Origin of the sequence: Cyclobacterium sp. (genome assembly GCF_014762705.1) — a bacterium.
GTDB lineage: Bacteria > Bacteroidota > Bacteroidia > Cytophagales > Cyclobacteriaceae > Cyclobacterium.
Map to the genome: position 1 here is coordinate 25,755 of NZ_JABURL010000056.1, position 14,687 is coordinate 40,441.

Annotated in this window: 8 protein-coding genes; all 8 read left to right on the forward strand. The window is 43.8% G+C overall.

What is annotated here, in order from left to right:
- Window positions 1-6: 6 nt before the first annotated feature.
- The 8 genes from HUJ21_RS10660 to HUJ21_RS10695 all read left to right on the forward strand — a co-directional run bounded on the left by HUJ21_RS10660 (window position 7) and on the right by HUJ21_RS10695 (window position 14,341).
- Complete coding sequence (locus HUJ21_RS10660) at window positions 7-2,496, forward strand: heparinase II/III family protein (RefSeq protein WP_291369589.1); 2,490 nt, start codon at window positions 7-9, stop codon at window positions 2,494-2,496.
- Window positions 2,497-2,770: 274 nt separating this feature from the next.
- On the forward strand, window positions 2,771-3,802 hold the full coding sequence (locus HUJ21_RS10665) for a galactose oxidase (RefSeq protein WP_291369591.1): 1,032 nt from the start codon (window positions 2,771-2,773) through the stop codon (window positions 3,800-3,802).
- A gap of 114 nt (window positions 3,803-3,916) precedes the next feature.
- Complete coding sequence (locus HUJ21_RS10670) at window positions 3,917-7,420, forward strand: sulfatase-like hydrolase/transferase (RefSeq protein ID WP_291369593.1); 3,504 nt, start codon at window positions 3,917-3,919, stop codon at window positions 7,418-7,420.
- A 223-nt stretch (window positions 7,421-7,643) separates the two neighbouring features.
- Window positions 7,644-8,105 (forward strand): hypothetical protein, encoded by a 462-nt coding sequence (locus tag HUJ21_RS10675; protein WP_291369595.1) that lies wholly within the window; start codon window positions 7,644-7,646, stop codon window positions 8,103-8,105.
- 392 nt (window positions 8,106-8,497) lie between these two features.
- Window positions 8,498-10,768: a catalase/peroxidase HPI gene (gene katG, locus HUJ21_RS10680; RefSeq protein WP_291369597.1), complete on the forward strand. Its 2,271-nt coding sequence runs from the start codon at window positions 8,498-8,500 to the stop codon at window positions 10,766-10,768.
- A gap of 472 nt (window positions 10,769-11,240) precedes the next feature.
- Window positions 11,241-12,659: an NAD(P)/FAD-dependent oxidoreductase gene (locus tag HUJ21_RS10685; RefSeq protein ID WP_291369599.1), complete on the forward strand. Its 1,419-nt coding sequence runs from the start codon at window positions 11,241-11,243 to the stop codon at window positions 12,657-12,659.
- A 22-nt stretch (window positions 12,660-12,681) separates the two neighbouring features.
- Window positions 12,682-13,266: a hypothetical protein gene (locus HUJ21_RS10690; RefSeq protein ID WP_291369601.1), complete on the forward strand. Its 585-nt coding sequence runs from the start codon at window positions 12,682-12,684 to the stop codon at window positions 13,264-13,266.
- Window positions 13,247-14,341 carry a restriction endonuclease subunit S gene (locus tag HUJ21_RS10695; RefSeq protein ID WP_291369603.1) on the forward strand — a complete coding sequence of 365 codons (1,095 nt, stop codon included), beginning with the start codon at window positions 13,247-13,249 and terminating at the stop codon, window positions 14,339-14,341. Before HUJ21_RS10690 ends, HUJ21_RS10695 begins: the two co-directional genes overlap by 20 nt.
- Window positions 14,342-14,687 lie beyond the last annotated feature (346 nt).

Here is a 14,687-nt window from a genome sequence, read left to right on the forward strand (position 1 = left end):
ACACAGATGGGCAGCAAAAACACGTGTATCCTTTCACTTCTGGTATTTCTTAGTGGATGGCTTTCCGCCCAACAGCCTGAGCGTCCTTTAATCTGGGTACGTCCAGGTGAGCGATCGGCTATTCTGGAAAAAATCGAAAGGCAGGACTGGGCCCAAAAAATTTATTCTGATTTTATCAACCAACTGGACGGGGATATTAAGGGCCATCAAACCGATCCGGCACTTTTCCTTCAGGACTTGCCCTTTGATTGGGAAAAGAAGCAACCGGATCGATACCCGCCTTTCCACCTGACCTACCATACTGAAAATGGGGATCACAAAAACCTGGACAATGCCACCGATGAAGAAATGGCCCAGGCAAGGACTTTAATCCGGTACCTGCAATTGGGCATCGATTGTGGCATGGCCTATTACCTGACTGAAGAAGAAAAATACGCCCAATGCGCCACGGATATTCTATATTCATTTATAAAAGGCGTGCTCCGGTCGGAAGTCTCGGACTGGCAGGGAAGGGGAGGTTGGCTTTTCCCCGACGATGGTTTCCGTGAAGTTAGGGAAATTGGCTACAAGGTCCCGTTGATATATGATTTCATTGCAGCTTTTATTAAAAAGGGGGGAAGGCCATATGACCTGGTAAAAAAGGAAAAAACCGATTTCCCCATCAACGAGGCCCAGGCGGTTTTTCGTACTTATGCCGACATCACCATCAATTATGGGATGATTCGATCCAACCATCCCATTTTGGAGGCACCCAACCTGGTTTACAATGCACTGGCCATGGAGGATGGAAAGGAGCGTGAAAGATTACTTTCCTACTTTCTGACCAAAAATACAGCACACCAGGATGCCTTGAATGAAATGGCGGCCATGTATAAGGAAAAGGGAGACCTTTGGCCCGAAACCTCCCAATACCTGAATGCTGCTGCCTCCATATTGACCAGACTGATGTTGGTGGTTAATAAATACGACCCTGGGTTGAGGCTGGGGGATAAGTACGCAAACCTTTTATTCTCCTTGCCGGCATTGGATTACCTTGTCTACCCCAACAATCAGCTCATCCGTTGGGGAGATGGTAAACGCACCGGTACACCCCCCTATAGCAGTTATGAAGAGGCTTACCTGCTGGGAGAGATGGATAGTGCCAGGCGAATCACCGATGAATTCGGGCCACTGCTTACAAGGGCTATAAACCAGGGTAGGTATGAAAGGGACGGTATGTTGGCAGTGCTTTGGTATGATCGGGAGTTTAAAGGTAAGGAAGCCAAACTGCTGCTTCCCCGAACCGACAAGGTGGATCATGCAGGTATATTTCTTCAACGAAATTTAAGTGCCTCCCAAAATCCCAATGATGGTTTGATGTGTTTCGTAGGTGGTGCCCATATGGTTCATGGCCATGCCGAAGGAATGAATATAGAACTTTATGGCAAAGGGGAAGTGTTGGGTGTAGATAATGGGAGGGGGCGTTATCAACAAGACATACACGAAAATTATTCCCGTATCTTTGCGGCCCACAATACAGTAATCGTAAATGGCAATTCCAGAAGTGATGGTGGGTGGGTAAATTTGGGTATAAACAGCGTTCAACTGCTCGCCATGGAACCCATGCCAAAAGAACTAGCCCTTTCACCCTACCATTCTTTTTCTACAACCAGTTTTATCGATGACAAAGGGGAACAGGCAGAGGCTTACCAGGAGCGCACCCTGGCACTGATCAGAACCTCCGATACTACCGGATACTATGTGGATGTATTTCGCTCTAGATCCAAATTGCCCGATCAATACCATGATTATTTGTACCACAATATTGGGGACAGGTTGGAAATCCTGAACGGTGATGTTAGCTTGAAGCCAACCCCTGACAGGTACATGGCCAATGCCGGGTTGCCTTGGGTGCAGAACCAGGAATACCGCCATCCCGGCTGGCACTTTTTTGAGGATGTACATTCCACCGGTGAGTACAAAAAGAAGGTTCGGGCCAGGTTTATAGCCGAAAAATTTGAAAAACCGGTTTACATGGATTTGCATCTTCCGGCTGATGAAAGCCGGGAGTACACCCAGGTACTCGCTCCGCCTACCTTTGAAGCACCTGCACCTTACGAAGATAAACCAACCCCTACTTTGGTGATCCGTAAAACAGGCGAAGCCTGGACCCAGCCTTTTGTGGTGGTGTTTGAACCTTTTGAAGGAAACCCTGAAAACCATTCCATACAATCTGTTGAAAAACTGGAACAGGATGGGAAATTTAGAGGAATCCGCGTCCAAAGTTTCGCTGCTGGTAAAGGTTTGGTGCAATACATTATTACGCAGGTAAAGGGAGAGAGATATAACAACGATGACCTGGGTATTTCATTTATAGGATCATTTGCGGTTATCACTGAGACATCAGCAGGAAAGCTGCAGAACATCTATATTGGTGAAGGGGAGGAACTCAGGTATGGGTACATCAACGTTAAACCAGCATTTCCAGATAGATCATTGTACCGGGAATTTCGATGAGGACCGGAAATCTAAGAATTGGCAAAAAAGAATGGGGTACCAACAAATCAGTAGTTTTGAAGCCCAATATTATAGGTTCGTTGACCTTTTTGTTTAGGCTGAATTGGGTTTGACGATGATAAATTTAAGGTATTGGCTTCAAATAACATTCACAGTGAAAGGTAAAAGTATTTGTAACCCACTGCGAAAGGTTTTTGAATAGGGTAGCTATTATAGTTAAATTGAGGCTTTAAAGAAATTCTAAGTCATTTTATTTAAATAAACCGAAAAGAACATGAATATCAAGAATTATTTGACCATTTCGTTTTTGATTGCAGGGGTCTTGACTTTGCTGTCATGTTCGGAAAACAAACCTGAAGAAAGTGAGCAGGACCAGGACAGTCCAAAGGAAAAAAGCTGGGAAATCCTTGATTGTGAAGGTAGTCCAAATGCCAGACATGAAAATAGTTTTGTGGAGGTAAATGATAAATTTTACCTGCTTGGGGGCCGGGGCATCAAGCCCGTGAATATTTTTGATCCAGCATCCAATAGTTGGACATCCGGGGCTGAGCCACCGGTGGAAGTGCACCATTTTCAGGCGGTGGCCTATGCCGGTAAGATTTATATTATAGGGGCCATGACAGGACCTTATCCCCGTGAAAAACCCCTGGAAAATATCCTGATTTATGATCCGGCAAATGATGCCTGGGAAATGGGAGATACCATTCCGGAAGAAAGGCGCAGGGGCTCTGCAGGAGTGATCGTGACAGGTGACAAGGCCATCGTCCTGAGTGGTATCATCGATGGGCACTGGGAAGGGCATGTACCCTGGACAGATCAATATGATTTTAGTACCGGGGAATGGACAGTGCTGGCTGATGCTCCCCGACCAAGAGATCATTTCCATGCAGCCATGAATGAAGGAAAGATTTATTGCGCCGGGGGAAGGAATTCATCTGCCAAAACCGGTGATACCTTTGAGCTGACCATTCCTGAGGTGGATGTTTATGATATTGCTGATAATTCCTGGAGCTCCCTGCCGGAAGGGCAACATTTGCCTACTGAAAGGGCAGGTACTTCAAGTGCTTTTATCGGGCAGCAGCTGGTGATTATCGGAGGGGAGAGTGCCAGTCAGGAAGTGGCACATGCTGAGGTGGAGGCCTATCATACCGGCAACCAAACCTGGGAAAGGCTGGATCCATTGGTCCGGGGTCGACACGGTTCCCAGGCCATCGTGTACAAAGGGGCAATTTACATTGCCGCCGGAAGTGGCAACAGGGGAGGAAGCCCGGAGTTGGATACCATTGAAAGGTATGCTGAGGAATAATTATCTCTTAAAAAATCAGTATTGCTGATAATGGCTACCGGAAATGGGATTTTTAAGAAAAAGGAGTACTTTTAATATTCCTTTTTCACCATAGCAATTGAAATAACCTAACATATGCTTAAAACGATTTATACCCTTTTGGTATTGATGGCCACCACCCAACTGTTTTGCCAGGCCCAATCCCAAAATGATCCGGACAAAAAACCCAATATCATCTTTATACTGACCGATGACCAGCGCTGGGATGCGCTCGGACATGCCGGCAACGAATTGATCCATACTCCTGAAATGGACCGGCTTGCTGAAGAGGGAGCCTACTTTAAAAATGCGCTGGTGACCACCCCCATCTGTGCGGCCAGCCGGGCTACTATTTTTACAGGACTTTACGAAAGAACCCATGCCTATACCTTTCAGACCGGCCCCATCAAGGCCGAATACATGGAAACGTCCTATCCCAAACTGTTGAAAGAAGCTGGATACCGGCTGGGGTTTTACGGAAAATACGGAGTCAACTACAAGGACCTTGCCGGGCAATTTGACGAATACGAATCCTACGACAGGAACGGACAATTTAAGGACCGAAGAGGCTATTTTTACAAAACAATCGGCAGCGATACCGTCCACCTTACCCGCTATACCGGACAACAGGCCCTGGACTTTATCGAAAACGCCAATGCCGATGAACCCTTTTGCTTATCCTTGTCTTTCAGTGCCCCCCATGCCCACGATTCGGCGGAGGATCAGTATTTCTGGCAGGATGAGACGGATCCCCTCTTGCAGGGCATTACCATTCCCGATGCGGACCTTTCCGAAGACCGCTTTTTTGATGCCCAACCAGAGATCGTCAAGTCCGGCTTTAACCGGCTGCGCTGGACCTGGCGCTACGATACGCCGGAAAAATACCAGCACAGCGTCAAAGGTTATTACCGCATGCTTTCAGGCATAGACCTGGAAATTGCCAAAATCAGACAGCAACTTAGAGCCAAAGGTCTGGACCAGAATACAGTCATTATCCTTATGGGAGACAATGGCTATTTCCTGGGTGAAAGGCAATTGGCCGGCAAGTGGCTGATGTATGACAATTCAATTCGGGTGCCATTGATGGTTTACGATCCAAGACTTTCCAGCCATGTGGATTCAGAGGAAATGGCTGCCAATGTGGATGTGCCGGCCACCATTTTGGATTTGGCCGGCGTTCAGATACCCGATGCCTACCAGGGCAAAAGCCTGATGCCGGTGGTGAAGGGAGAGCGGCTCAACCGGGATACCGTCCTGATCGAACACCTTTGGGATTTTGAAAATATCCCGCCAAGTGAAGGCCTTCGCACGGCAGAATGGAAGTATTTCCGCTATGTCAATGACAAATCCATTGAAGAATTATATCATCTGGGAGAAGACCCAAAAGAAATCAATAACCTGGCTGCTGATCCTGCCCATGCAGCTACCCTGCAAGCATTCCGCAAAAAGTTGGACGCCATGGGGGAGGCCTTATCCGATGAAAGCACGGCCGCTCCGGTAAACCTTCATGTAGAAATGATCAGGAAACCTTCAGGACTAACCTTAAAAGATCACAACCCCGAGTTTGGCTGGCAGGTACCGGAAGGCCTGGTCTTTCAGTCGGCCTACCAGGTTTTGGTCAGCAGTTCAGAGGAAAAAATCTACCAAAATCTGGGCGATGTATGGGATAGCGGTAAAGTGCAGGGATCAAAATCCTTAAATATTGCCTATGAAGGTCCGGATCTGAAGGAAAACAAGGACTACTTTTGGAAGGTGAGGCTGTGGGATGGAGACAACCGCACGGGTCGTTATGCCCAAAGCCAGGCATTCCGTGTAGGGGGAGATGGTGGTTACCTGACCACTGCCAATGGTTTTATGCAGGAAGACATCCTGCCTCAATCGCTTGAAAAAGTAGGAGAAGATACCTGGCTGGCTGATTTTGGCAAGGCAGCTTTTGCCAATTTGGCCTTCTCTTATTCCACGGATAAGTCCGAAACCCTGACCATCCGTCTGGGAGAGCAACTGGAAAGAGGCAGGATCAACCGGGATCCTCAGGGTCATATCCGCTTTCAGGAAGTGGAGGTGCCCGTCAGTCCTGAAAAAGACCGATATGTTCTGCAATTACCAGCGGATAAAAGGAATACAGGCCCGGCAGCGGTGGCCCTTACGGATTCATTTCCGGTATTGCTGCCTTATCGGTATGCCGAAATTGTAGCCCAAAAACAGCCGGAAGCACTTACCCAGCAAGCCTATTTTGGTTATTTTGAAGAAGATCAAAGTCAGTTCAGCAGTTCGGATACCATACTGAATCAGGTATGGGACCTATGTAAGTATTCCATGAAAGCCACATCCTTTGCAGGTATTTATGTGGACGGGGACAGAGAGCGCATTCCCTATGAGGCAGATGCCTATATCAACCAGCTCAGCCACTATGCGGTGGATTGGGAATACCCCATTGCCCGCAGGAGTATCGAATACTTTATGGAAAATCCCACCTGGCCCACCGAATGGCAGTTGCATGTGGCCCTGATGTTTTATGAGGATTACCTGTACACAGGCAATACCGAGCTGATTGAACACTATTACGATGAACTCAAGCACAAAACCCTGATGGAGCTGGCCCGTGAAGACGGGCTGATAAGTTCTGCCAACGCAACGCCGGAGTTTATGAAAAAGCTTGGATTTAAAGATCCGGATGTGAAAATGAGAGACATTGTGGACTGGCCTCCGGCACAGAAGGATACCGGATGGGAGTTGGCCACCGAAGAAGGGGAGCGGGACGGATTTGTTTTCACCCCTATCAACACCGTAATCAACGCACTGTATTTCCGCAACCTGGAAATCATGGGGGAATTTGCCCGGCTGTTGGGCAGAACCCGGGAAGCGATGGAGTACGAGTTGATGGCGGCAAAGGTAAAGAAAGCAGTGACCGAAAAATTGATTGATCCGGAGAAAGGCATTTACCTGGATGGTGAGGGGGCCGGCCATTCTTCCCTGCATGCCAACATGATGCCGCTGGCCTTTAATATGGTGCCCGAAGAAAACATTCCGGCTGTGGTGGAATTTATCAAATCCAGGGGCATGGCCTGCAGCGTCTATGGATCCCAATACCTGATGGATGGGCTATACAACGCCGGGGAGGCCGACTATGCCCTGGAACTGATGACCGCCACCCATGACCGCAGCTGGTGGAACATGATCGCTATTGGTTCTACCATGACTCTGGAAGCCTGGGACATGAAATACAAGCCCAATGCAGATTGGAACCATGCCTGGGGAGCCGTTCCCGGGAATATCGTCGCCCGGAAAATGTGGGGCATTATCCCCAAGACGCCAGGGGGCAGCCTGCTGGAGATCCGGCCTCAGCTAAGCAGGTTGACGGAAACGGATATAGCTGTTCCCTTCCTTACAGGCAAGGTGAAGGCTTCCTACAAAAAGGTGAACAACCGCTTACAGCGCTATGCCTTTGAGCTGCCGGCCAATGTCTCGGCGGATTTGTTTTTGGAATTTGGACCCAATGATGCCGTCTCCCTCAATGGAGAAAAAGTCAATACCCAGTTTGGCTCCATCCGGCTTTCTCCGGGAAAGAGCGAAATTGAACTTCAGGTGAATTCTTTTTAAAGTAACCTTAGAAATTACTGGTGAAAAATGACATATTTTTTTTCATAGATACTACTGCAAGAGGCAGGATATTCACCCTGTTTGTCTGTTACAGCTGATTCTAATACATTAAACAAATTTTGCAAACAAATAATCCGGATTTTGTACTCCATTTTATTTAACCTTTTGTTCAAAACTACGTTTTGTTTATGTGATATTGATTTTCATTTTAAAACATTCGGCCATGAAAAATATATTTTTGCTTTTAACAGGATTCTTTTTTTGCTCAGGGGTCACTTTTGGGCAAAATATATTAGGGTTCAAGGCCTTTCCCAATAAACTGAATAAACTCAAGACGTTTCCATCTATTTCTGATCTGAGTATGCCAGGTTTTACATGGTTCCCAAATAATTCGGGGATTATTGAGGGGGAATTATCATTTCTGGAAAAACACCAACCAATGGCACTTGTCAATAAAAAAAAGCTGTCTGATAAGGGCAAGGCATTGGCGAGAACTTTTTCGGAACAAGACAATATGCCTATCATTGACCTTTCTAAAGGATTTTCTTCCAATTTGCACATTAAAATATTTCCAGAAGATTATCCCTCCAATATGCCTATAATACCTGGAAGAACCCAAATAATTCAGGAGGGTTTGAATGTGGGCGATGCCCCAATTATTATCCCTGATGCCAGGAATCCCTAGACCTTTTGCAGGACTTCATTTGGATCAAGATCACCTTTTCTTCATGTCTTGTTACTGCTGGTAACTAGGTTTCTGTATCCTGGGTAGACAGAATAAATTTTGTAATGGAATAAATCAATGGTTTGGATTTAATATTATTTTGTATCTGATTCTTTTTGGGGGATGCATGGGAAAGGGTCGTTGTTAGTTTATTGGTTCATTGTAGTCTGAATATTTTGTAATTATGATTTAATTCCGGATAAAACTTTTGGTATAACCCCTCATTTCAACAAATTATTTTGAACGGTTATCGTTTTTTTCAAACACATATTGAAAAAATCAATGATAATAATTAAATGATAGATATTATCTTTAGGCTTTGGATATAAATAAGCGACAAACAGACTAAAAGTATGAAGAAACCAATGGTATTTAGTTTGCTTCTGTTAATAGGAGCCCTATTTTCAGGATGCCAGAATAGTAAAGAACAAGATAATCAGGCGGATGGGTATTCCGGTGCTACCCAGAAAAGCAATTCCAATCGAATTGCTACCAGCAACAGTGATTGGTGGCCCAATCAGTTGAATCTGAGTATTCTTCGACATAATTCTTCACTATCCAACCCAATGGGAGAGGATTTTAATTATGTAGAAGAGTTTAACAGTCTGGATTATGAAGCCCTGAAAAAGGACATTGAAGCGGTGATGACTGAATCACAGGACTGGTGGCCGGCAGATTACGGTCATTATGGAGGTTTGTTTATCCGAATGGCCTGGCATAGCGCCGGCACATACAGGACCGGTGATGGTCGCGGTGGTTCCCGTTCCGGGCAACAGCGCTTTGCACCCCTTAATAGCTGGCCTGATAATGCCAATCTGGATAAAGCAAGACGCTTGCTGTGGCCTATAAAACAAAAATATGGGGACAAAATTTCCTGGGCAGATTTAATGATCCTTACGGGTAATGTCGCTCTGGAATCCATGGGGTTTAAAACTTTTGGCTTTGCCGGGGGTAGGGAAGACGTTTACGAACCGGAACTGGATGTGTATTGGGGGGCTGAGAACAAATGGCTGGGTGATGAAAAACGCTATTCAGGAGACAGGGAGTTGGAAAATCCACTAGCTGCTGTACAAATGGGCCTGATCTATGTCAATCCGGAAGGGCCCAATGGAAATCCGGATCCGGTACTTGCTGCACATGACATCCGTGAAACTTTCGGAAGGATGGGCATGAACGATGAAGAAACAGTCGCCTTGATCGCAGGTGGGCATACCCTCGGAAAAACCCACGGGGCAGGGGATGCATCCAATGTAGGACCTGAGCCTGAAGCGGAAAGTATTGAAGCACAGGGTTTGGGATGGAAAAGCACCTATAAATCGGGCAAAGGTCCTGATGCCATTACCTCCGGTTTGGAAGTAATCTGGACCTCCACTCCTGCAAAATGGAGTCATTTATTCTTTTTCAATTTGTTTGAAAACGAATGGGAGTTGACAAAAAGTCCGGCGGGAGCACATCAGTGGGTGGCCAAAGATCCAAAAATGATGGTTCCTGATGCCTTTGATCCGGAAAAAGAACATAAACCAACCATGTTGACCACCGATTTGTCGCTGCGGTTTGATCCGGTATATGAAAAGATCTCCAGGAGCTTTTATGAAAATCCGGAAAAATTTAACGATGCCTTTGCCCGTGCCTGGTTTAAACTTACTCATAGAGATATGGGACCAAAGACCAGCTATTTAGGCCCTGAGGCACCCACAGAAGATTTAATCTGGCAGGATCCCATTCCGGCCGTAAACCATACACTTATCAATGAGCAGGACATTGCGGCTTTGAAAACCAGCCTTTTGAATTCCGGTTTGTCGATAAGTGAGATGGTGAGCACGGCCTGGGCATCCGCCTCTACCTACCGGGGTTCGGACAGAAGGGGAGGAGCCAATGGTGCCCGTATTCGTCTGGCTCCTCAAAGAGACTGGGAAGTAAACAATCCGGAACAATTGCAGAAGGTGTTGGGTGTGCTTGAAGAAATTCAGGGTGAATTCAATGAAAAATCGACAAATAAAAAAGTTTCCCTGGCAGATTTGATTGTCCTTGCAGGCAATGCAGCTGTGGAAAAAGCAGCGGCCAATGCAGGTTATTCCGTGAATGTGCCTTTTATTCCTGGTCGCATGGATGCTACACAGGAACAAACCGATGTGGAATCTTTTGCCTTACTTGAGCCCATGGCGGATGGTTTTCGGAATTATTTAAAAACCCAATACACCATTTCTACAGAAGAGTTGCTGTTAGACAAGGCACAGCTACTGACCCTTACAGCTCCCGAAATGACAGTGCTGGTGGGAGGGATGCGTGCGCTAAATGCCAATTTTGACGGATCCGGACATGGGATTTTTTCAGATAAAAAAGAGACGCTTTCCAACGAATTTTTTGTGCATCTGCTAGACATGAGTACCGAATGGAAAGCCAATTCGGATACCAAAGAAACCTTTGAGGGCAGGGATAGAAAGACAGGTGAAGTGAAGTGGACAGCTACCCGAGCGGATCTGATATTTGGTTCCAATTCTGAATTGAGGGCTTTGGCAGAAGTATATGCAAGCGAAACGTCCAAAGAAAAATTTGTCACAGACTTCGTTTCGGCCTGGGACAAGGTGATGAAGCTTGATCGATTTGACCTGATCTACCAATGAGGTGTTTCTACTTAAGTCTTAAATAATTGGGTTATAAATCAACTTTATAGAAAGCCAGATCCTAGGGTCTGGCTTTTTTATTCTTTGCCTGGTGTCTTTGTCAAACCTTGAGTGAGGGGGATTGGGTTTTGAGATAGGTCGATGCACAAAATACCATCATTGCAGTGGTTCTGTGAGGCTTTTTGTATCGATAAGATAACTCAACAGACGAACCAGATTAGCCATAGGTGAAGGCTTGATTTGACACTCTTGAATAATTCTCAATGGTACTGCAATTCGGTACTGTCTAGTTATTGCGCCCAGACTTATTCAAATTTTTATGATGACCTATTTGCAATTCCTAGTTAAAAATTCAATGCTTCACACTTTCAAAAATAATTATTGAATAAAGAAATCAAGTATCTACGGGATTGAATTTAATATTCTTTTTTTGAACTAAATAACATTGTAACTTTACAATAAATACTTGAATATGGAACCAACTTTTGATGCCGTTGTTGTTGGATCAGGACCTAATGGACTATCAGCCGCAATTGTTTTACAAAAGCATGGATTAAATGTACTTCTAATTGAGGGTAAAGAAACAATTGGCGGAGGTATGCGAACGATGGAGCTTACGCTTCCCGGTTTTAAACATGACGTTTGTTCAGCAATCCATCCCATGGCCGCTGCAGGACCATTTTTTAAGACATTACCGCTTGCTCAATATGGACTTGAATTTATCCACCCCAAAACGCTGGCAGGACATCCGTTACCGGATGGGACAGTAGTTTCCTTACATCGTTCCCTGTTCGAAACCGCTGATCAATTGGGCAGGGACGGGAATGCCTATATTGATTTATTAAAACCCCTTGTGGATCATTGGGATGCTTTGTCTCCCGATATTTTATCACCGTTAAAAATTCCAAATAATCCAATAAAGCTTGGCTTATTTGGAATTAATGCACTTAAATCCTCAACCTTGCTTGCGCAAAGGTTCAAAGAAACAAGGACACGGGCACTTTGGGCTGGGATGGCAGCTCATGGTATACAACCACTCACCAATATCGCTACATCAGCTATAGGTATGGTATTGATGGCAGCTGGCCACCATAGTGGTTGGCCAATGATAAAAGGAGGCTCCCAATCCCTGGCCGATGCTTTAGCTGGTTATTTTGTAGCTATTGGAGGAAAAATTGAGAAAGGGAAAATGGTAACGCACTTTGGCCAAATTCCTGATTCAAAATTGGTCATGTTTGACCTGAGCCCAAAAAACTTATTAAAAATAGCCGGAGATAAGTTTTCCAAATTGTATTGCTGGCAACTAAAGAGGTTTAGGTATGGAATGGGTGTTTTTAAAATGGATTTTGCACTTTCCGAGCCCATACCCTGGGAGTCCGAAATGCTTAGGCACGCAGGAACAGTTCATTTGGGAGGGACGTTGGAAGATATAAAAAAATCAGAGAAACTGATCTGGGAGGGCAAATATAGCCAAAATCCCTATGTGCTTTTATCCCAACAAAGCCTGTTCGATAAAACCCGTTCACCAGATGGGTATCATACGGCATGGGCCTATTGCCATGTGCCTGCAGGATCTGAGGTCGACATGTCAAGCAGTATTTTGAGCCAAATTGAAAAATATGCACCTGGCTTTAAAGATTCCATAATTGGGAAACATACTTTCAACAGCAGGGAGATTGAAAATTATAACCCCAATTATATAGGTGGAGATATCAATGCAGGGGTTCAGGACTGGTCTCAGATATTTACCAGACCAGCTCTGAGGATTTCTCCCTATAGAACCTCCTTCAAAAACTTTTACATTTGCTCTGCATCCACTCCACCAGGAGGTGGGGTGCATGGAATGGGTGGTTATTACGCGGCAAAGAGAGCCATTAAAGATTTATTTTAAATTTTCGGAAAAGGCGAACGATATGAAAAGCTTCATAAAGAAATATAAAATTACTTTGGTCTTCTATGGATCTGTTATTTTTCTTTTAGTATCGATGGTATTTGCAAGGTTGGTAAGAGAGCCATATCCAAGTTTAAACATGCCTGCCTTTACGAGAAGTGGAATAAATGATGGGCTTTTACCAGCCAGTTATTTTGAGATTATTTATTTGAACAACGACGAAGAGGTGTGGAAAGGGAATTTACAGGAACTTTTCAATCCAAAAAATTTAGTTAGATACAGAAATAACATGCATTTTATTTTTTTCAATCAGGCAGGAACAAACCTGGAAGAGTCAAAAAAACAAAAGCGAAGAATAATATCATTGATTCCAGGTGGAGTAAAAGTCCATGCAACACTAAAAAAATGGACAACCAATAACGTAATTGGAGGAGCAGAAAAAGAAATACCTAAACTCATGTTTAAAAGGAGACCATTTAAATCGGACAAGGTTACTGGCTTTATTGTCAACGAGTACAAAGAATATTATCACCTGGTGGATGGGTTTCAGTATAGGGAAATTGTTAGACAAAAAGCATTTTCATTTGATGACCGTAAAACTAATTAACGAGAAAATTACCAATTGGCTTAAAAATACATGGAAGCCTACCTTTTTTCAGCTAGGCCTAACCAGAATTTTATTTTGTCTTGGTTTTTTTATTTTTGACCTTCCGCAATTTATTGAAATATCAAGTTTTGAATTGGTGTTTTTTGACCCACCTGTAGGGCTCTCTTTATTGATAGGGCCAATTACATCAAGTGATTTTTGGTGGACGTTTGATTTGATGTTAAGAATCGTTTTTGCCTCTTTATTAGTCGGATTTCGAACGAAGGAATCATCAATAATTTTTGGATTACTTTTACTTTTTGGTTTTACTTATGTCTACAGTTACGGGAAAATTAATCATAACATTTTCCCCGTAATTTTCCCCGTAATTATGGCCTTTACCAATTGGGGAGGGGCACTTTCAGTCGATTCGATAATGAATAGGACAACAAAAATCGAACCCAGGGGATGGCCATTAACCTTTCTTTCATTTTTGTTGGGGTGGGGTTATTTTACTGCAGGATTGCCAAAACTAATTGGAGGATGGTTGGATCTTTCCTACTCAACCACAGCTGGTTTTATGTTAAGAAGGTATTATTCAGGTGCAGATCCCTTGTACTTAAATGAAATGTTTGTAAAAATAAACAATTTATTTATTTATAAAGTGTTAGACTACAGTACTTTATTATTCGAATTGGGTTTTATATTTACAATATTTTGGTCTCCCGTGTTTTTGAGAGCCGTTGGAATGGCAGCTATGTTTCATCTAGGGGTATTATTAACTGTAAATATTCCTTTTTCACTACACGTACTGGTTTTCTTGCCATATTTAATTTATTTTTATTTCGACAACACAAACCAACTTTCAGAAAATTTCCAACTTTTTTTTAGCCGGAATAAAAAAGTATTTTTACCCATCTTTTTTATTTTAGCAGTAGTGATTATCACCGACTATTATCCCAAACTATTTCAATTCCACCAACATTTTATATTATTTCTAATTTGTATTCCCTCTGTATTTATGGTTTCTCCAAATTTTGTCCGTATGTTTTTTAATAAAATGACAAGTCGATTAGAGAAAAATTTAAACAAATAAGGTGAATTAAATTGATCCTCCGGTACTTTCCTCCTTCTTGAATTTAGGGCCTGCTTAGAAATTATTCAAGCCTCAATTTAGACGTTTTGGGCTATGATTCTCAGAAATAAGCTTGGCTAGTTGAAAGGAACTATACGAAAAAGGGAAAAAGTATTACGTTTTCCATCCCTGGCCGAATCTTTTCAAAACGGGATAACAAGGTATTATCCCCGAATTTCCCAATTTCTGATATTTTCCTATCTCAAATTTTTCACGATTTTCCCAGTATTTCCAACTACTAAAGAAAGGCAAGTGGTAAAATCAGTTATTATACCTTGAGAAAACAGTTTTCCACATAAAAATGAGT